Origin of the sequence: Myroides odoratimimus (genome assembly GCF_001485415.1) — a bacterium.
In the GTDB taxonomy this organism is placed as follows: Bacteria; Bacteroidota; Bacteroidia; order Flavobacteriales; family Flavobacteriaceae; genus Flavobacterium; species Flavobacterium odoratimimum.
Genome location: NZ_BCMQ01000003.1, coordinates 68202 through 88962 on the forward strand (window position 1 = coordinate 68202; position 20761 = coordinate 88962).

18 protein-coding genes are annotated in these 20761 nt (G+C 32.8%); 10 read left to right on the plus strand and 8 right to left on the minus strand.

Annotation, left to right across the window (positions count from 1 at the left end):
* Window positions 1–71: 71 nt before the first annotated feature.
* The 5 genes from MODO_RS03815 (at window position 72) to dnaN (ending at window position 4825) form a co-directional block, all read left to right on the plus strand.
* Window positions 72–908, plus strand: coding sequence for an SAM hydrolase/SAM-dependent halogenase family protein (locus tag MODO_RS03815; RefSeq protein WP_006259029.1), 837 nt, complete (start codon window positions 72–74; stop codon window positions 906–908).
* 10 nt (window positions 909–918) lie between these two features.
* Window positions 919–1215: a putative quinol monooxygenase gene (locus tag MODO_RS03820; protein WP_006259028.1), complete on the plus strand. Its 297-nt coding sequence runs from the start codon at window positions 919–921 to the stop codon at window positions 1213–1215.
* A gap of 8 nt (window positions 1216–1223) precedes the next feature.
* Window positions 1224–1940 (plus strand): gliding motility-associated ABC transporter permease subunit GldF, encoded by a 717-nt coding sequence (gene gldF, locus MODO_RS03825; RefSeq protein WP_016649504.1) that lies wholly within the window; start codon window positions 1224–1226, stop codon window positions 1938–1940.
* Complete coding sequence (gldG, locus tag MODO_RS03830; protein WP_059050642.1) at window positions 1940–3625, plus strand: gliding motility-associated ABC transporter substrate-binding protein GldG; 1686 nt, start codon at window positions 1940–1942, stop codon at window positions 3623–3625. Before gldF ends, gldG begins: the two co-directional genes overlap by 1 nt.
* A gap of 81 nt (window positions 3626–3706) precedes the next feature.
* Window positions 3707–4825: a DNA polymerase III subunit beta gene (dnaN, locus tag MODO_RS03835; protein WP_006259025.1), complete on the plus strand. Its 1119-nt coding sequence runs from the start codon at window positions 3707–3709 to the stop codon at window positions 4823–4825.
* Window positions 4826–4959: 134 nt separating this feature from the next.
* Here the strand turns inward: dnaN and MODO_RS18940 are convergent, their stop codons facing one another.
* Together MODO_RS18940 and MODO_RS03840 are read right to left on the minus strand one after the other, a co-directional pair.
* Window positions 4960–5181, minus strand: coding sequence for a hypothetical protein (locus MODO_RS18940; RefSeq protein WP_006259024.1), 222 nt, complete (start codon window positions 5179–5181; stop codon window positions 4960–4962).
* Window positions 5182–5348: 167 nt separating this feature from the next.
* On the minus strand, window positions 5349–5852 hold the full coding sequence (locus tag MODO_RS03840; RefSeq protein ID WP_006259023.1) for a hypothetical protein: 504 nt from the start codon (window positions 5850–5852) through the stop codon (window positions 5349–5351).
* 351 nt (window positions 5853–6203) lie between these two features.
* Here MODO_RS03840 and MODO_RS03845 point away from each other — a divergent pair, with 351 nt between their 5' ends.
* From MODO_RS03845 to MODO_RS03860, 4 genes are all read left to right on the plus strand, one after another.
* Window positions 6204–6944 (plus strand): sensor histidine kinase, encoded by a 741-nt coding sequence (locus MODO_RS03845; RefSeq protein ID WP_006259022.1) that lies wholly within the window; start codon window positions 6204–6206, stop codon window positions 6942–6944.
* Entirely contained in the window at window positions 6910–7620 is a 711-nt protein-coding gene (locus MODO_RS03850; protein WP_006259020.1) for a LytR/AlgR family response regulator transcription factor, read from the plus strand. Before MODO_RS03845 ends, MODO_RS03850 begins: the two co-directional genes overlap by 35 nt.
* 111 nt (window positions 7621–7731) lie before the next feature.
* Window positions 7732–9999 carry a cation:proton antiporter gene (locus MODO_RS03855; RefSeq protein WP_006259019.1) on the plus strand — a complete coding sequence of 756 codons (2268 nt, stop codon included), beginning with the start codon at window positions 7732–7734 and terminating at the stop codon, window positions 9997–9999.
* Window positions 10000–10170: 171 nt separating this feature from the next.
* Window positions 10171–11661, plus strand: coding sequence for a hypothetical protein (locus MODO_RS03860; protein WP_006259018.1), 1491 nt, complete (start codon window positions 10171–10173; stop codon window positions 11659–11661).
* Window positions 11662–11683: 22 nt separating this feature from the next.
* On the opposite strand, the gene MODO_RS03865 is transcribed toward MODO_RS03860, so the two are convergent.
* Genes MODO_RS03865 through MODO_RS03875 form a run of 3 tightly spaced genes read right to left on the minus strand, consistent with a single transcriptional unit; the run spans window position 11684 to window position 14406 of the window.
* On the minus strand, window positions 11684–12097 hold the full coding sequence (locus tag MODO_RS03865; RefSeq protein WP_006259017.1) for an EamA family transporter: 414 nt from the start codon (window positions 12095–12097) through the stop codon (window positions 11684–11686).
* 9 nt (window positions 12098–12106) lie between these two features.
* Complete coding sequence (locus MODO_RS03870) at window positions 12107–13435, minus strand: hypothetical protein (protein ID WP_006259016.1); 1329 nt, start codon at window positions 13433–13435, stop codon at window positions 12107–12109.
* A 23-nt stretch (window positions 13436–13458) separates the two neighbouring features.
* Window positions 13459–14406, minus strand: a complete 948-nt coding sequence (locus tag MODO_RS03875; RefSeq protein ID WP_006263470.1) for a metallophosphoesterase — start codon at window positions 14404–14406, stop codon at window positions 13459–13461.
* A 659-nt stretch (window positions 14407–15065) separates the two neighbouring features.
* On the opposite strand from MODO_RS03875, the gene acnA reads away from it, so the two are divergent.
* A complete protein-coding gene (gene acnA, locus MODO_RS03880) occupies window positions 15066–17792 on the plus strand; it encodes an aconitate hydratase AcnA (protein ID WP_006263471.1) in 2727 nt (908 codons plus the stop codon).
* Between the two features lie 202 nt (window positions 17793–17994).
* Here acnA and MODO_RS03885 read toward each other — a convergent pair whose 3' ends face one another.
* The 3 genes from MODO_RS03885 to MODO_RS03895 form a co-directional block, all read right to left on the minus strand.
* Window positions 17995–18828: an OmpA/MotB family protein gene (locus tag MODO_RS03885; RefSeq protein WP_006259013.1), complete on the minus strand. Its 834-nt coding sequence runs from the start codon at window positions 18826–18828 to the stop codon at window positions 17995–17997.
* 79 nt (window positions 18829–18907) lie between these two features.
* Complete coding sequence (locus tag MODO_RS03890) at window positions 18908–19906, minus strand: glycosyltransferase family 2 protein (RefSeq protein WP_059050644.1); 999 nt, start codon at window positions 19904–19906, stop codon at window positions 18908–18910.
* A 346-nt stretch (window positions 19907–20252) separates the two neighbouring features.
* Complete coding sequence (locus MODO_RS03895) at window positions 20253–20717, minus strand: type I restriction enzyme HsdR N-terminal domain-containing protein (RefSeq protein ID WP_059050646.1); 465 nt, start codon at window positions 20715–20717, stop codon at window positions 20253–20255.
* Window positions 20718–20761: the final 44 nt, after the last annotated feature.

The window sequence follows — 20761 nt, forward strand, 5'->3', positions numbered from 1 at the left end:
AAATAATCTAATTTTGTATATTCAAATCTACTATAAAAAAATCATTTTTCTTAAAAATATATTGAAAAATAATGCAGAGAATAATTACACTAACAACAGATTTTGGATATCGAGACCACTATGTAGGAGCTTTGAAAGGGAAGATCTATTCGAATATCATTGGCTGTAATTTAGTTGATATCTCACACGAAATAAGTAAATATAATACCGAGGACGCTGGATTCGTTATCGGGGCAGCATATAGCCAATTTCCGAAAGGTACTATTCACATTATAGCAGTTGATGCTTCTGTGACCGACTATACAAAGGCAATTTGTGTAGAATTTGATGGACATTATTTTATTACAGCAGATAATGGAATAGTTAGTATTATTTTAGGAGATGAGGATTTCGATAAAGCAATAGAGATTAATCATGATGGTATGATGAAATCAAATGATATATTTGTCTATTGTGCATATCAACTAAATGAAGGTCGTCAATTAGAAGAAATAGGAGTGATGTTAGAATCTATCTATAGTCCTAGTAGACTGGCTACAAATGTCGTCTTAAATAGAAATAAAATAACAGGTAAGGTGATCTATGAGGATTCTTATGGTAACCTTGTGACTAATATCCATAGAAGTGACTACGAAGTAGTCTCGGAGGGGAGAGAATTCGCTATCAGAGTTAAGAATTATAGAATCAATCGAATAAATGACTATTTTGCAGACTTCAAGCTTAATGATAGAGCTACCTTAAAAGAAAGGGCAGGCGAACTAGTTGCTATATTTAATGATATAGATTTGTTGACTATTGCATTGTTCTATTCTAAACCTGACACACCAGGAGGAACTCCGCGAAAATTAATGAATCTTCAGTTAAATGATACTATTGTCATTGAATTTGATTCTGAAACACAATATTAAAATAAAAAGTATGTTTATAAGAATTGTAAAGCTAACCTTGCTTGAAAATAAGGTACATGATTTTTTAGAGCATTTTGATACGATTAAGGATAAGGTAAGACATTATCCTGGTTGTCAATTCTTAGAAGTATATCGTGATAAGGATCAATCTAATATTTTCTTTACTTATAGTTATTGGGAAGATGAAAGTAATCTAGAAGCATATAAAAAATCAGAACTTTTCGGGGAGATATGGCCTTACACAAAGACTTTATTCAAAGAGAAAGCAGAGGCGTGGAGTGTGGATAAAGTCGTTACTCTTAAATAGATGTTTTTATGAAGGCAATTAGTCTTAGAGAAATTAGAGCTTTCTTTAGCTCATTGACAGGTTATCTTGTTATCGTCCTATTTTTAGTGATAAATGGAGCTCTACTATGGTTTATAGATGGAGAATATAATGTGTTGCAAAGTGGTTTTGCAGATTTATCTCCATTCTTTTATTTAGCCCCTTGGGTATTGATATTTTTGATTCCCGCTGTTAGTATGAAGAGCTTTTCAGAAGAGCTTAAAAATGGAACGATAGAGTTGCTGTTGACTAAGCCTTTATCTGTTTGGCAGATTGTACTAGGAAAATATCTAGGAGTATTCACATTGATATTTATGGCTATTGTGCCTACTGTAGTTTACGTTTTTGTGCTGAATAATATTGTATTAGAAGGACAGGTAATTGATTATAGCAGTATAATAGGTTCATTTATAGGATTGTTATTTTTAGTGAGCTGTTATGTTTCGATGGGGGTATTAGCTTCTTCATTGACAGAGAGCCAGATCGTAGCCTTTATAGTAGGTGTTGTTTTGTGCCTGTTTTTTTCATTGGGAATCGATATGTTAGCAGGGCTATTTGGAGAGTGGTTTGAAAAAATAGGGATTCTATATCACTTTAGAAGTATTTCGAAAGGAGTGTTAGACACTAGAGATTTGATTTATTTCGGATCTATGACTGTTTTGTGTCTAGGATTAACTGTCTTTAAAATTAAAACACTGCGCAAATAATGAAAAAGTTTCAAAAAAGAGATGTAAAGCTACTGGTTCGATTATTAGTTGTTTTGGTTATTATTAACGTTATCAGTGCTCTAACTTATACACGTATTGACTTTACGCAAGATCAGAGATATACTTTGTCTAAAAGCACAGTTGGGATAGTAGATAATGTTCAGGATCTGTTAATCGTAGATGTGTTTTTAAAAGGGAGCTTCCCATTAGAGTTTAGAAGGTTACAGAACGAGACAAAGCAATTACTAGAGGAAATACAATCTAGAAATGAAAATATTAAGTTTAGATTTATAGACCCAAATGAAGAAGGAGCTAATAAGGCAGAAACTTTAGAACAATTATACGAGTATGGATTAAAACCTGTAACCATTACAGTAACGGATAAAGGGGCTCAAAGTCAACAGCTAGTTTTTCCTTGGGCATTAGTAAGTCAAGGAGAGAAGGTTGCTAGAGTACAATTGCTGAAGAATATGATGGGGGCGAATACAGAAGAAAAAGTGATTTCGTCTGTACAGCATTTAGAATATGCATTAGCTGAGGCTATCAGTAAAGTAACAACAGATAAGAATAAGAAAATAGCTATTCTTAAAGGGAATGGAGAGTTAGATGATGCTTATATAGCAGACTTTCTGATGACTTTACGTGAGACTTATCACTTAGCACCATTTACATTAGAAAGTGTGTCTAATGAGCCTCAAAAAACCTTAGATCAGTTAAAAGAGTTCGACTTAGCAATCATTGCAAAACCAACAAAAGCTTTTTCTGAAGAGCAGGTAGGTGTGTTGGATCAGTTTGTTATGAATGGAGGTAAAACAATGTGGTTGTTAGATCAAGTTCAAGCAGATTTTGATAGCTTGCGCTCGAATGGGACTATGTTAGCGTATAATAAAGATCAAAGCTTAGGAGAATTGCTTTTTAGATATGGTATACGCATCAATCCTGTGCTTGTAAAGGATGAAATTAGTACAAAAATAAAATTAGCATCAGGTAGACAAGGGAGCGAAACTGTGTATACAGACTTCTTATGGAAGTTTGCACCATTTGTTTATCCTGATATAGACCATCCTATTGTAAAGAATATAGAAGGAGTGAAGTATGATTTTACTTCTCCTATCGACACTCTAAAAAATGGAGTTAAAAAGACTATTTTAGCTAAATCCTCAAAGTACTCTAGTTTAGTAGGAGTTCCAGGTGAAATTAGCTTTAATGTTTTAAAGGAAGAAGTTACTCCTGAGTTTTATGAAGGAAAAGGGAATTACATTCTAGGAGTTCTTTTAGAAGGAGAATTTCCTTCTGTTTTTAAGAATAGAGTCTTTCCTTTTGGGCTAGATAAGCCGATTTCTGAGAGTAGACAGACTCAAATGATTGTGATTTCTGATGGAGATATTATTAGAAATCAACTAGACGATAAAGGAATGCCTCTAGAGCTGGGGTATGATAAGTGGACTAATATGCTTTATGGTAACAAGGAGTTATTAGTTAATTCAGTAAATTATCTTTTAGATGATACGGGGCTTATTAATTTGAGAACCAAAGAGGTTAAGATTCCGATGCTAGATAAAGTTAGTGTAGAACGAGAATATACTTCTATTCAAATGAAAGTATTAGTGATACCTATAGTTCTAGTTGTGGTTTTCGGAACTATATTTATTCTTATAAGAAAACGCAAATTCAATAAAAAGTAACGTAATAATCCTTTTATTATTGGTAATAATCGGATATATTTGTAACTGTAAAAGTATTTTTACATATAAAACAATTATAGTATGAAGTTTATAGTATCGAGTTCCTACTTGTTAAAGCAATTACAAGTTCTAGGTAGTGTAATAAACAGTAGTAATACCTTACATATCTTAGATAACTTCTTATTTGAGTTAGATAATAATGTATTAAAGGTATCTGCTTCAGATTTAGAAACTACAATGTCTGCTACTTTAGAAATTGAATCTACAAGTCAAGGAAGTATAGCTGTTCCTGCAAAGTTATTGTTGGAAACATTAAAGACATTTCCTGAGCAGCCATTGACTTTTTCAGTTAAGGAAAACAATACAATTGAAATTAGTTCAGACGTAGGTAAATACGTTTTAGCATATGCGCAAGGAGATGAGTTTCCTAAAGCAGAATCATTAGAGGATCCTTCTAGAACAGAAGTTCCTGCAGGAGTTTTAGCAACAGCTATTAGCAAAACTATATTTGCTGCTGGAAATGATGATTTACGTCCTGTGATGTCAGGAGTATTTTTTCAATTCTCTCCTTCAGGATTAATCTTTGTGGCAACAGATGCACATAAGTTAGTAAAGTATTCTCGTACAGATATCGTTTCTTCGAACGAGGCTAGTTTTATTATGCCTAAAAAACCACTTAATATTCTTAAGAGTATTTTAATGGCTTTAGGAGCAGATGTCGTTATAGAGTTTAATGAATCTAATGCACAATTCTCATTTGAGAATTATACTTTGACTTGTCGCTTGATTGATGGAAAATATCCAAATTATGAGGCAGTTATTCCTAAAGAGAATCCTAATAAGCTTTTAATCAATAGAACACAGTTTTTAAGTTCTGTAAGACGTGTTTCTATTTATGCTAATAAAACAACACATCAAATAAGATTAAAAGTTGCTGGTACAGAATTAAACATATCTGCTGAAGATATTGATTATTCTAATAAAGCAGATGAGCGTCTTACTTGTGATTATCAAGGAGATGATATGCAAATCGGATTTAACTCTAGATTCTTATTAGAGATGTTAAATAACTTACAGTCTGATGATATTTTATTAGAGATGTCATTACCTAATAGAGCTGGAATCTTGACACCTGTAGATGGGTTAGAAGATGGTGAAACAGTTACGATGTTAGTAATGCCTGTAATGCTTAATAGTTAAGAAATAAGCTATATAATATATAAGCCTCTCTTCAATTAGAAGGGAGGTTTTTTTGTTTCTATTAGTCAAAGATATCTGATAAGTGTATTTGAATACATAGCAATACAATAAGTTTAAAATTGCTTGAAAATGCACTAGGTAATTCGTTTAGTGATATGCTGTACTATACCCCAAATAAAGTAAGTGAATGTCAGTAATGTAATAATAGAAGAAATTACAGTGATACCAAGTGCTATACCAAAGATGTGATCTAGATCTGTATGTATATATTGAATCAAGTAATCTATTGCTAGACTATTAAAGTAGATGGAGACAGATAGAGTGATTATCTGAATGATAAAAATTGACGGTTTCATAATAATAGATGTTTATCTAGAAGACCGCTAAGACTATACCAAGATCAAGTAAATGTTTCAATAGAAACATTATAATGTTGTATACTTTGAATAGTATATTAAATAATCTGAATATAGTAAAAAGTATTTGTTGTTTTTGTTGTTGTTTGTGAGTTTGGCTATTACTGCTAGATTACTACTTCCGTCATTGAGTTAGTATATAGATTAGTATCTAAAGTCATATTTAGCTCTGGAGTAGGTATTCCTAATAATCTCTTTAGGCTCTTTAGGTTCTTCATGATATCTAATCCGTTGTTTTTACATTTGTTTTCTAGAGTAGAAATCTGTTGTGTTATAATGTCTTGAATTTCATACGTTTTATAGCTTAGAAGTTCTTGTTCGTTGATTTGGAATAGGATTTTTAGTTTGTTTAGATCCTGTAAATGGTCTTCTGTTAGGTATCCTATAGCATCTAGTATTTCTAGTTTAATATCTATGAATAAATTGATTAAAGCCTTTTTAATGCTTAAGATATTTTCTATTTGGTTATTCTCCAGCATGCCATAAAAACCAATTGGCGTAATGGTGTTTTGTGTCAAATAAGAAAGTATGTAATTGGTGGTGTTTTTACTTTCCTTTTTAGCATTTAGATTTGACAAGTGATTTTGTAAATCAGATTTGAATACTATCATATTTATGGTGTTTTTATTTGATTTATTACATATGCTAAGATAATTATTATTGTTAAAATAATGGTTTATTTTTATATATTTAGTTTGTTTTTAGAATTCAACAGTATAATGTGTTTAAATTGATTAATAATAGTTTGATATGCGTGTTTTTTGTGTTTTTTAAATAAAAGTTTAGTTTTATGTAATAATTATATATTGCAACTTTTAGTCAGTACGCTGTTTTAGTGTTTCTTAAGTATTAAAAAAATGTTTATTTATCTGTATTAGTCTTGAATTAGCCAAATTGTATCTATAAATTATGATATTAAGAAATCGATTTATTTCTTTAGTTTTGTTTTAAAATAAAGGTAGATGAAAGCTTTTTTAGTCATAGTAATTTTTTTATTGATAGTAGCTATTGTATGTTTAGTGTACTTAATTGTACAGAATAATAAAAAGCGTTTAGAATTAGAAAAGGAAAAATATCTCTTTGATTCTAAGATGCGTTATTTACAATTAGAAAATCTTGAGTCAAGATTAGATCCTCACTTGTTTAAGAATATTCTAAATTCTATTCAGTCTCATGCTTATCAGACCTACTATGCATTAGATAAGATGGCAGGTGTATTAGATTATATTTTATATGATAGCCAGAGAAAAATGGTTTCTCTTAAAGAAGAACACGAATTTGCTTTGCGACTTATCGATATCAATAAGATTAAGCTTAATCCTCTTTTTAGGCTTGATATACGATCTAATATAGGTGAAGGGGAGGTGTTTTATACAGAAGAGTTAATCGCTCCTCTTATATGCGTAGAATTGATTGAAAATGCTTTTAAGCATGCAGACCTGGCAAGTACAGATGCTTTTATCTCTATTTTGTTTAAACTGAAAAATGGGCATTTCGATTTGTTAGTTTCTAATAAAAAATCCCGTATGAAGACCCTACATAAAGAAAAAGGAGGTTATGGCCTTACAGCTTTGAATAAGCGACTCGAACTGATATATGGGACTGCTTATAAATTAGAAAAGAACGAGGATGATCATATTTACTCTACGCACTTAAAAATTAATTTACATGATTTCAAAACTAAAATGCATACTACTAGATGATGAACTTTTAGGGTTAAAGTATTTAAAGATGCTATGTGAGCAAATAGAGGAAATAGAAATCGTAAAAGCATATAACGATCCAGCAGTCTTTTTAGAAGAAGCACCACATCAAGACTTTGATGTGGTCATATTAGATATCAATATGCCTGGATTAGATGGTCTAAGTGTAGCGCAACTGCTCCCTAATAAAGGCGTTATCTTTGTGACAGCTTATAAAGAATATGCTTTAGAGGCTTTTGAAATAGAAGCGATAGACTATATTGCCAAACCAATTAAAAAAGAAAGACTTCACAAAGCAGTACTAAAAGCAATGCGACAGTATAAACCAGTCGATGAAGCTACTTTTATTACTATTAATTCTAACAAAGGAAAAGCACTGCTATACTTCTCTGATATTCTTTATATCACAACTAATGAAATGGACAGTAGAGATAAAGATGTATATTTAGAAAACAACCAAGTAGTGATAGCTAAGAATATGTCTTTAGATAAGTTCGTTTCAGCTTTGCCTAGTTCTAAGTTTTGTCGTATCAATAAAGGGGAATTAATTGCTCTGAGAATAGTTCGTTTTTTTAGTCATGATGAGATAACGACTACACTTAAAGGAGTAGACGGGAAACCCCTAGAATTAACACTTGGGATGACTTATAAAACTGACTTCTTAGAAAAGATATAAAATTCATTACAGAAAAACATACTTTCATTACAACTTGGTGGTCTTTGGATTCATTCTTGCTATTTACAAATATTATTATAGAGATGTTTGTATCGTTAAAAAGTAAGTAGTATGTCAAAGTTTAAAAATTCTCTTTTATATTTCTTTATTATAGGAGGGTGTTCCGCCTTAATGTATTGGGTAGTTTCTAAAGGAGTTAAATTAGAATCGAATGTCGTTAAAGTAGTGTCTGATAAAAGTATTTTTGAAAACTTCTTAGATACTATACAAGATAACCTAAATTTCCCATTGGCTTTATTATTAGCTCAGATTGTTACTATTGTTTTAGTGGCTAGAGTATTCGGATGGATTTGTAAGAAGATAGGACAGCCTTCTGTAATTGGAGAAATCATTGCAGGTATTGCCTTAGGTCCTTCTTTTGTAGGAGCTTATTTTCCAGAATTCTCAGAAGCGTTATTTCCTGTACATTCATTAGGAAACTTAAGCTTCTTAAGTCAGATAGGATTAATCCTATTCATGTTTGTCATCGGAATGGAACTAGATTTAAAAGTGTTGAAGAATAAAGCACATGATGCTGTTCTGATTAGCCACGCTAGTATTATCATTCCCTTTGCTTTAGGGATGACACTTGCTTATTATATATTTACATCTTTTGCACCTGAGGGAGTCGAGTTCTTATCTTTTGGGCTATTCTTAGGGATTTCCATGAGTATTACAGCCTTTCCTGTATTGGCACGTATTGTTCAGGAGAGAGGTTTACAAAAGACACGTTTAGGAACCATTGTGATTACCTGTGCAGCGGCAGATGATATCACGGCTTGGTGTCTATTAGCAGCTGTAATTGCGATTGTACAAGCAGGAAGTTTTGCTAGTTCACTTTACATCATGGCTCTAGCTATTATTTATGTAATCGTGATGCTAAAATTAGTCAAGCCATTCTTGGCGCGTATTGCTAAGTATCAGCCAACGAGTAATATGTTCTCTAAAGGAACAGTAGCTATATTTTTATTGACATTAATTATTTCTTCTTATTGTACAGAGGTAATTGGTATCCATGCTTTATTTGGAGCTTTTATGACAGGAGCTGTAATGCCTGATAATATGAAGATCAGAAATATCTTTATTGAGAAGGTGGAAGATGTAGCAGTAGTTTTATTCTTACCTCTATTCTTTGTTTATACAGGGTTACGTACAGAAATAGGTCTTTTAAATGAACCTTATCTATGGAAGGTGACAGGAGTAATTATCTTAGTAGCAACGATAGGAAAGTTTGTCGGTAGTGCTTTAACGGCCAAGATAGTTGGTATATCTTGGAAAGATAGCTTAACGATAGGAGCACTGATGAACACTAGAGGGCTAATGGAACTGATTGTATTGAATATTGGTTTTGATCTAGGTGTATTGACAGGAGAAGTGTTTGCTATGATGGTGATTATGGCTTTAGCAACGACCTTTATGACAGGCCCAGTATTAGATTTAATTGCAAAGGTATTCGGCCCATTAGGAGATGATGAAGTAAAAACAGTAACTCCGAATTTAGGAAAATATCAAGTATCTCTTTTCTTTGAAGACAAAACAAGCTTGGCTCCTCTGATGAGACTGGCTAGTAGCTTTGTAGGTAAAAATAATGCAGATACAGGAATTACAGCGATGCACTTAGTGGATAGTATTGAAGTAAATGCTTTTACCTCTACAGAGTATGAGAATGAAATATTTGAAGCAGTACAAGAAGAGGCAACAGCCTTAGATCAAGAAGTACAAACCTATTATAAGGTATCCAATGATATCGAAAGTGATGTGGTCAATGTAGTTAATGAGCAAATCAGTGATTTATTGTTAATTGAGGTAGGATATTCTATCTATAGAGGGTCTTTATTAGGGAATATTTTAGGCTTTACCACTCGTATTATCAATCCAGATGTGCTATTAAACAAGGTAACAGGAAAAGAAAAATTCTTTGAAAACTCGTGGTTTAATGCTAGAACTCAACAAATACTTAATAGATCTAAAGTACCTGTGGGAATTTTTATCAATAAAGACTTCGATAAGGTAGAACAAATCTTTTTACCTGTGTTCTCTAAACAAGATTTGAAGTTGTTAAGTTATGCACAGAAGTGGATTCGCAATAGTGAAGCACAGATTACGGTGTTAGACGCAACAGGGCAATTAGAAAGTTATCCCGAGTTTAAAGAACAGATTAGATTGATTGAACAATTTAAACCTAACCATATCCGCATTGTAAACGCAAAAGAAGTTAATAATGAGTTTGTCAAAGATTTTAATCTAATGTTGATTAGTTTAGAAAGCTGGAAAACATTAGTGGAAGAACGAAAAACATGGCTAAACAGTGCACCATCTATGTTGTTAATTCAACTTTAGTAATTGTTGTGTGTTTTATATTAATTTGTGGTACTGCTCTCCGTCCAGGGAGCAGTTTTTTGTTTAGAATACAGAGATTACTGGATAGTATTGTATTGTTGTTTGCTTTGAAATATGTGATTAACCTCAGAATTATTTAATATCTTCACATAGATATTCCAGGTTTAAGGTATGATAGACATAGAAACAAGTATTCATGATGCTTACTCGATAGAGGTAAAGGTTGGTTTTAAAACAAAAAAGATAGGTCAGACAGCTGAGTTTGATATTAATACCTGGTTTTTTATTCCTAATAGCCTAGACATTAATGCATCTACATATACTAAAGATCAGTTCTATTCAGATGTTAAGTCTAAAGTTAGATTTATTACCCCTATTTACCTTCTAAAAGAGATTGTTGATAACGGAGCAGTTCCATTGAATAATTTGCGTTCAGCCTTAAATGATGTGTTGCAATCAGAAGAAGATTCATCTGAGTTATTAATGGAGTATGAGTTTCAGTTGAAGATGTTCATGGCTATCTTTAGAAGTGCCATCCGAAATCATTTGACAGAGATTAAAAAATGCTATCAGACTGATGATTTAGAGGTAAGATGCCTTGAGTTTGCTTCTGCAGTAGAGAATATCTCTATTCAATTTAGAGGTTTGAGAGAATTGTTGGTAGGAGTAGAAGAGGGAAGTGAGACGAGAAATTATTATGATTTTGCAGATGAATATTTATCTTATGCTATAGTACATCAAGTTTTCGGTTTTTTAGAGCTGTTAGAGGGAGAACAATACGATTTGTCAGAGAAAGTGCGTCAACATCTAATCGGATTGATAACACGAGAAAAAGAGTATATGAAAATACACAACTATCTAGATATTAAGAAAGGGGATAGAGAGAATAACCAGAAGGTGGTGTATAGACATACGATGTTAGATAAGTATATAGAATCTGATTTAGCTCTAATTTCGAATAAACGAAAAGATGAAGATGGCGTGATTGCACAACAGATTTATTATAGTTTAGCAGCAGGTTTATCTATGATTTTTGCTACTATTATTGCTTTCTCTTTTCAACAGAAATATGGCAACTTTACGATGCCTTTATTTGTAGCATTAGTTATTAGTTATATGTTGAAAGATAGAATTAAGGAGCTAATGCGTTATTACTTTATAGGGAAGTTAGGAGGGAAGTATTTTGATAATAAAACGAATATTAGTGTAAAGGATCAGAAGATAGGATGGATAAAGGAATCTGTAGACTTTATAGCAGAAGAAAAAGTGCCTGAAGAAGTGCTTAATTTGCGTGATCGTTCAGCCTTATTAGAAATAGAGAATAAGATTCACAACGAGAAGATTATGTTGTACAGAAAGAAAGTACACTTAGATAATAAAAAAGTGATTAAAGAAAGTACATATGCTTTTGACGGAATTAACGACATCATTCACTTTAATCTAACTCGACTTACCCAAAGAATGAATAACCCTTATGTGACAGTGTATACTTTAGATCAAAATGATTTAATAGGGGAGCCAGAAAGAATATTAGCAGATAAGATCTATTATCTTAACTTCATAGCACAAATAAAGTATGAAAATATAGTAGATTATAAGCGATTTAGAATTGTATGTAAACGAACTGGTATTGAGACAATAGAAGAACTTTCTTTGAGTTAATTTTAGAACCCAAAGAAAGTCTTTATAAGATTAAGACTAGTGTACCTCCTACAATAAGACATCCACCAATGATAGTTTTCAGATCCATAGGCTCTTTTAAGAAGATAAAAGAGATAATCATCACAAATACAATACTCAGCTTATCTATCGGAGCTACTTTAGATACAGGACCCGACTCTAGAGCTTTGAAATAAAATATCCATGATAGTCCAGTTGCAATTCCTGAAGCGATTAAGAAGATAAGATTAGATTTGCTCAATTCTTTCATTCCTTTAAAATCGCTATTTGCAATCACTATTCCCCAAGCTAATACTAAGACTACACTGGTGCGTATAGCTGTCGCTAGATTGCCATTAATTCCTTTTACCCCTACTTTAGACAATATTGCAGTTAAAGCTGCAAATACAGCAGATAGTAAAGCATAGTATTTCCACATAATTCTTTATTATAAATAATCATCTAGAGGACACTGTATAGGTACAGGGATATCTCTTTTTATTTGTTCTTTAAATTTGCTCAAATCTACACTTTTAGAAGTAAAGATGTTTATAATTTCCATATTACTTCCATTTGGACGAATACTAAGTTTAGAATTTATAGATCCATCACTATGCTCTATGGTTTCTATACACATATATTTGACCTCTGCTAGAGGTATTATATGAGCATAGCGATCATCAGAGAAGCCTATTTCATCGTTATTATCATCTATCCAAATAAAGGGCTTATTTTGAGAGATTTCCTGTATAAATGTTGGTACTCTATAGATGTGTGCTGTTTCTTTATAGGTTTGTATATCCAGTGTTATATCGCCTGATAGTGTTGTACAATTGACTATAGATAGTTTAAGGATATACTCTGGGTAAATTACAGTATTTAAGTATTCTTTTAAATTAGTAATTAGGAAAAACACTTTGTTATTAGCGGCATCTAGCTCCACAGGATAAGCATTAGAGAAATAAAACTCTAGTTGCTCTGTTTTTACTTTTGTGCTAAATATTACAGTTTTATCTTCTTCTGTATCAATAGAAGCATTAGTAAGACTTTTGTTTTCTAACAAAGCATTTTTTAAGAAAGCATAAGGCTTATTAATAGCCTGTTTGTACTCGCAGTAAGAAAAGTAGTTACTTACTGGAATATTTTTTCGATGACAATCATAGAAACTAAAATCGTTTAAAACAAGGTTGCCTATTCTTACAGGAACTTTAAATGTATATTTAATTAAATCATCTTCATTAGAAGGTTGGGTGACTAAAACTTCGTCTAAAGCAATTACATCTTCATAAGGAGTTTCCCATGACACAAAGGTTTTTGCTTGATTCTGTAATTCATATCCTTGTAGTATTGTATCAGCATATTTACCTTGTTCTAGTACTTTACAGTTACTAGGGTTCTTTCTTGCCCATACAAACATATTTCTGTCACAGCTAAAAGTTTCCTCAAATATTGTTAGTAGAACAGGGTTAAAACCTAGTTTTTCTGCAAGATGTAGAAAAGTAGGAAGAAAGTTTACTGATGATGTAGGGATATGACTATTGTGCTTTCCTGCTATAAACAGCAAAGGTTTATTGTTGATGCAAGTAAAATATAATACCTGTATGTCATCGATATTCTGGTTACAATTGTAATAAGATATTTTGTTTTTGCTTATTAAGTGATTATCAAGTATAAAAACAGCGTTATCACAATTTTGTAAAGTCAAAAAATCTAATGACGTATTGTCTATTTCTTTGTTGTTTTTTCTTTTTAGAAAAAGTTTTAAATAGTTAATCATAGATTTGGAGAGAGAGTTTGACGTTATTTTACAAAGACGAGTTGCTTAGAGTCCAACTTGTCTTCCCCACTATATCTGTAGCATACAAGTATTCCATCTCCTTTAGCAACGCTAAAATCAACACAACATACATTATCCTTAATTATATTAGGTCTAGTGCCTGTCTTGTGCTTCATCCAATAATGGCCAAAGAACACTGGTTTTTCTATAATTTGATAAAAGTTTTCACTCTCAAATTCGAATGGAGTATGAGGAAGTTCTTGTATAGGATGTACGCTGATAGAGTTATAAGTCATTTCTTTAGGGTCTTCCCACCATTTAGTTCTAAACTCAGTGCGTAGTATACGATCTTTATCAATAAAAGTTATGCCTTCAGGCATCTTCGCTTCTTTTCCTTTTAATGTTGTTTCTATAGCATTATATAATTCTGTTCCTTCTGTATTCGCTTCTTCTAACAGGTCATTCGTAATACAGTCGTTGACTAATCGGTTTCTTAAATAATTGATATGTTGATCATCCCAGCATGCGTGAACAGCTCTAAACGAATCATTCTCATAAAATAAAGGAAGTGATTTAAACCACTCTATATACATTTTGTACATATTAGGCACTTGCATAAACGCAGCCATGGTCACAGCATGTTGATTAAAGTTTTTAGGTGTATGCTCTCTAAGGTACTCTCCATTAGTAGAGAGTGTATTATAACAGATTGCATTGTACTCATGATTTCCCATCAACGCAATAGCTTCTCCATTGTCCACCATCTTTTTTACGATATCTAATACCTCTATGATATTAATACCTCTGTCTATATAATCTCCTACGAATAGTACTTTTCGCTCCGGATGTTGGTAGTAACCTTTTTTGTTAGAATAACCTAAAGCAGATAATAGTTGCTTTAAATCATTGCTATGTCCATGTATATCTCCTATTATATCAAAGTCTACAAAATTTTTGTCAATTGCTTTCATTATACAAGTTGTTGGTGTTATTAAATGTACGATAATTTGCGAATAAATTATCAAAAAAATAAAATTAAAATGAGAATATAGGATATATACAATAAAATTAGTTTATGATAAAAGTATTATATGAAATAAAAATGAAAAGAGCATGATGATGAGAATAGAGTAATGTTTTAGGAGTTAGTTTTGATATTTAGCAAAATACTGGATGAATGGATTGTAGCAGTTTACTGGAGTTTTTTTGGGAAATATTAACTGTTATTAGGATATGGCGATACCTTGTTGATTAAACCCAGATTAAGCATTAGCCAAATACTGCAAAGCAATTCTACTTCATATCTCTTTCATTTCTTCTAAAACCATACTACAGTATGCTTTTTTCTTAAAATCAGAGCTATTTTGTATAATTACTTTTCGTTTATATGTCTATCGCTTAATCTGGGTTAAAAATATAGTATTGTTCATTTGTAGGTAATAGGAGTCTATTAAAAAAGTTTATGTTTTCTAAAAAAATAAGAGTCAAATTGCCAATATAATAATTTTTAAAGAAGTCCTATTTTGCTGTTTATAAGTCGGATATATTATAATGTTAGCGGATTTTTAATAAATTTTTAATAGCTAATCTAGTTTGTTTTCAGTAACTTAACCTTTATAAACTAACAATTATGACAAAGTATAAAATTGCATCATTAAAAGAGTTACAAGACAAGGGTAACAATATCGAAAGATTGCCGTTTTCGATACGAATTTTATTGGAGAATGTTTTGCGTAACCACGATGGTTATGTAGTGACTGACGAACATTTAGACACTCTAGTTAACTGGGATCCAAAGGGTACCGATAAAGATATCCCCTTTAAACCAGCACGTGTTTTAATGCAAGATTTCACAGGAGTGCCAGCTGTTGTAGATATTGCGTCTTTGAGGGATGAGTTCATCAGACAGGGAAAAGACGGAAATAAGATTAACCCAGCAATTCCTGTAGATTTGGTTATTGACCACTCTGTTCAGGTAGATTATTACGGAACAGACTACTCTTATAAGGGAAATGTAGAAAAAGAGTATGAGCGTAATTCTGAACGCTATGAGTTGTTAAAATGGGCTCAGCAGGAGCTAAATAACTTCACAGTAGTTCCTCCAGGAATGGGTATTTGTCACCAGGTAAATTTAGAGTACTTAGCTAAAGGTGTTATCGAAAGAGATGGTTGGGCTTTCCCAGATACTCTAGTAGGTACAGATTCACATACACCGATGGTAAACGGGATTGGAGTTATTGCTTGGGGAGTAGGAGGTATTGAAGCTGAAGCGGCTATGCTTGGACAACCAATTTACTTTACCTGTCCAGAGGTAATCGGATTAAAATTAACGGGTAAAATACCACAAGGTGCTACCGCTACTGATATGGTATTATCTATTACGAAGATATTGCGTCAGGTAGGCGTAGTAGGTAAATTCGTAGAAGTATTTGGCGATGGCTTAGATAATCTATCTGTTACAGATAGAGCGACTATATCTAATATGTCACCAGAGTTCGGATGTACAGTTACTTATTTCCCTATTGATAACCGTACCTTAGATTATATGCGTGCTACGAATAGAAGCGAAGAGCAGATAAAACTAGTAGAAGACTATTGTAAAGACAATATGCTATGGAGAACAGGGAAAGAGAATATTGAATATACTACAGTGATCGAATTAGATCTAAATACATTAGAGCCTACAGTATCTGGACCTAAACGTCCACAAGACAAAATATTAGTAAAAGATTTAGCGACATCATTCTCTACTTTATTAGAGCAAGAGTATAATCGTACTTATACAGAGACTAAAGAGCGTAGAGAACACGCTTGGCTATCAGAAGGTGGTTCTGGTACTGAGTTTGCTTACGAAGAGAATAAAGTCACTAATCCTACTACAGAAGTTGTTAAAGACAGTCTGCGTACAGTTCGTATTAAACAGAAGAACAAAGAGTATGTAATAGGAGACGGAAGTATCGTTATCGCTGCTATTACGAGTTGTACGAATACGTCTAATCCAGAAGTGATGATTGGAGCAGGACTAGTAGCTCGTAAAGCTATCGAGAAAGGTCTGAGAACGAAGTCATGGGTTAAAACAAGTTTAGCACCAGGGTCTAAGGTTGTGACTCAGTATTTACAGCGTTCAGGTTTATTAGAAGACCTAGAGGCACTTCGCTTCCATACAGTAGGATACGGATGTACTTCATGTATTGGTAACAGTGGACCTCTTCCATTACCTGTAGCAGAGGCAGTGACTAAAGGCGATTTAGTTGTAGCATCTGTATTATCAGGGAATAGAAACTTCGAGGCTAGGGTACACCCACAAGTAAAAATGAACTTCCTAATGTCTCCGATGTTAGTTGTTGCTTATGCACTTGTAGGTAGAGTAGATATTGATTTAATTAATGATCCTTTAGACTATGATCCTAATGGACAGCCAGTGTATCTAAAAGATATATGGCCTACGCATGAAGAGATTAGAGCAGTAATTAATGAATCATTGAAACAAGAAGATTTTGAACAAGTATACAGTGTGATTTTTGAAGGTGAGCAAGATTGGAAGAACTTACAAGCGCCAACAGGTCAGAAGTTTGAGTGGGATCAACCTTCTACTTATATCAGACAAGCGCCATTCTTCGAAAACTTACCAGCTCAACCTAAACCTATTGCAGATGTACACAATGCTAGGGTATTGTTGTATTTAGGAGATTCAGTGACTACAGATCATATTTCGCCGGCAGGAGCGTTTAATGAGAGTTCAGCAGCAGGTAAATATTTACTGTCACAAGGAGTAGAACCAAAAGATTTCAACTCATACGGATCTAGACGTGGTAACCATGAAGTGATGATGAGAGGTACCTTTGCCAATGTGCGTATTAAGAATAAAGTAGCACAACGCGAAGGAGGATATAGTACTTATTTACCTACGAATGAATCTCTTTCTGTGTTTGATACAGCGATGAAGTATCAAGAAGACAAGACTCCTTTAATAATCTTGGCTGGTAAAGAATACGGAAGTGGATCTTCTCGTGACTGGGCAGCAAAAGGAACTTATCTATTAGGAGTAAAAGCTGTTATTGCAGAAAGCTTTGAGCGTATTCATAGAAGTAACTTAATTGGTATGGGAATAGCTCCATTACAATTCTTAGAAGGCCAAACAGCTGAATCTTTAGGTTTAACTGGAAAAGAGACATTCACTATCACAGGAATCGAACAAGATTTAGTACCACACAAAATACTAGAGGTAAAGGCTGTAAAAGAGAATGGAGAAACTCTTTCTTTCCAAGCTAAAGCTCGTTTTGATTCTTTAATTGAAATAGAGTATTATAAAAATGATGGTATTCTACAATATGTATTGAGAGACTATCTTAAATAGGTTTTTTGTTTTTTGTGAAAGTGTGAAATCGTTTTAGATGATTATATCAATACATAGTGTATCATATCATCTAAGTATATTATGCCCGCAGGGCAATGTCGTAAACTGATTACTGTAAACCGAAAACCAATTTAAATTCGTAATTAAAAAAGGGCTGTCTTATTTAAAAGACAGCCCTTTTTCTTTATTTTAATAACTAAAATTATTTAGTCATATTTTTCATTTCTTTCTCGATCATATCGTAGAATTGATCAATCTTAGGAAGTAAAACGATTCTAGTTCTTCTGTTTCTAGCTTTGTTCTCAGGAGTATCGTTTTCTACTAATGGCACATACTCTCCACGTCCTGAAGCAACTAATTGAGAAGGGTTTAATTGGAAGTCATTTTGTAAAACTTGAACGATAGATACCGCACGTTTAACACTTAGATCCCAGTTGTCTCTCATCATTGCGTTTTTGATAGATACGTTATCTGTATGTCCTTCTACCATTACTTCGAAGTCTGGTTTGCTCTTAGCGATAGCAGCTACTTTAGCTAATACACGTTTAGCCTCAGAACTTACTTCATAACCAGCTGTTTTGAATAATAATTTGTCAGCGATAGAGATATATACTACACCTTTTTCTACGTTAACTTGGATATCTGGATCATCGAAACCAACTTCTTTCTTCACACTTCTTACTAAAGCTAAAGTAACAGAGTCTTTCTTCGTGATTGCATCTTGAAGACGAGTGATCTTAAGATCTTTCTCTTTCATGCTCTCCAAAGTTTTCTCTAAGTTTTCAGCACCTTTAGAAGTTAACATAGTCATGTTACCCATATTGCTTAATAAGTCAGAGTTGTTCTTTTTCAAATGCTCGATCTCGTTAGAGAAAGCATTTCTCTCAGCTAAAGCAGAGTTTAGTTTTATAGTACATGTATTTAATAAATCTTGTACTTCTTTGTTTTTAGCTTCTAAGTCTGCAATTTTCTGTTTTGTACCACAAGAACCTAATGTCAAGGCTAAAACAGATAATCCTAAAACTACTTTTTTCATAATTAAAAAATGATTGAATTGTTTTGTCAAATATAGCAAATAGATGGCAATATAGAAAGAAAAGCCTAAACTATTTTAATTAGAATATTCTAATATAAGTCTTACGTTTTTGAATATAATATAATTTAACAATTGATTTAGTTCGATAATACTCTTTTACAGGAGATTTTGATACCTTTTTTTTGAAGATAGGAATACGTTTGTAAAATGCAAAGTGAGAACGAACAATTGCAAAACAATGTTTAGGTTGTAACATAAGCATATACCTTACCCCTGCGATGCCATCTAAGCACAATCTCAAAAAGATAGTAGAGAACTTGCCTTTAGAAGGAAGGTTTTTATACAAAGTAAGTAGAGAGTTCCTAAAGTTAAGATAAGTCTTCTTTGGGCTCTGATACTTTAAAGTTGCTCCACCAACGTGATACACAGTAGAATACCCCGTGTATTTAATCTTATGTCCTAGATGATGTGCTCGCCAGCATAAGTCTATTTCTTCTTGATGGGCAAAGTAATCTTCATCGAGTCCACCTAGTTTTTGGTAAACTTCATTACGGATAAAAAAGCAAGCACCTGACGCCCAGAATATATCTATAATATCGTTGTATTGTCCTTTATCTTCTTCTATGGTATCGAAGATACGCCCTCTACAGAATGGGAATCCGTACGAATCTATAAAACCACCTGCAGCACCTGCATACTCAAAGTGCGTTTTGCGTTTATAGTCAAGAATTTTAGGCTGTACAATAGCTACTCGAGGTTGTTTATCAAATATTTCTTCTACCGAGTCTAACCAATTTTCGGTTACTTCGATATCTGAATTCAACAGTACTAAGTAAGGCTCTTTTATATCTTTTAACCCTTCATTATATCCTTGAGCAAAACCATAGTTTTGCTTATTCTGAATAATATGAACAGAAGGAAACTCTTGTTCTAGAACAGCTATAGACTGATCAGTAGAAGCATTGTCGATAACGTATATATTAGCTTTGTCCGAATACTTCAGTACAGAAGGAAGAAACTGTCTTAACAGCTGTTCTCCATTCCAATTTAAAATAGCTACGGCAAACTTTTTATTCATTTTGTTTTTCTTTAGTGTGAAATCGTTTTTTTGTGATGTTGTGATGTTGTTTTTTTTGTGAAATCGTGATGTTGTTTTTTTGTGATGTCGTGATGTTGTTTTTTGTGATGTCGTTTAGCATATGTTATCAATATATAGTGTATCACATCATCTAAGTACATTATGCCCTTAGGACAATACTGTAAACTGTTAACCGTTCACTGTCAAGTAATCAGTGAAATCGTGATGTTGTGTGGTATATGTTATCAATATATAGTGTATCACATCATCTAAGTACATTATGCCCGTAGGGCAATACTGTAAACTGTTCACTGTCAACCGTTCACTGTCAACCGTTCACTGTAAACTAATTCTTCATTCCTAATTCCTCATTATAATTCGGTAATTCTCTTAAGAACACATATTTGCTATTCTCATAATCCATTTGACAGTAGTAATGATTTAGCCCATTGCTGACATACAGATAGGTTGATCTTAATTGAAAATTATAACGAGCAATCTGATCAAATGTTGTTTGGGTAATTTTTATCTCAGGTGCTTTACACTCTATGAGCATAAAGATTTCACCATTAGGTCTAAAAATCACCACATCATATCGTTTCGTCATTCCATTAATTCTCACTACTTTCTCTACACTGATGAGGGAAAGAGGATAACCTTTAGTATAGATCAAATCATGTACCACATGCTGTCTTACCCATTCCTCAGGAGTAAGCTGAATAAACTTTTTACGGATAACATCAAAAATAGATAGCTTATTTTCACTATTTTTGAAACGAAAATCAAACGGTGGGAAATTCAGTCTTTGCATAAAGCAAAGATATTTTTTTTCTACTGGTATTGAGCAATATTTAA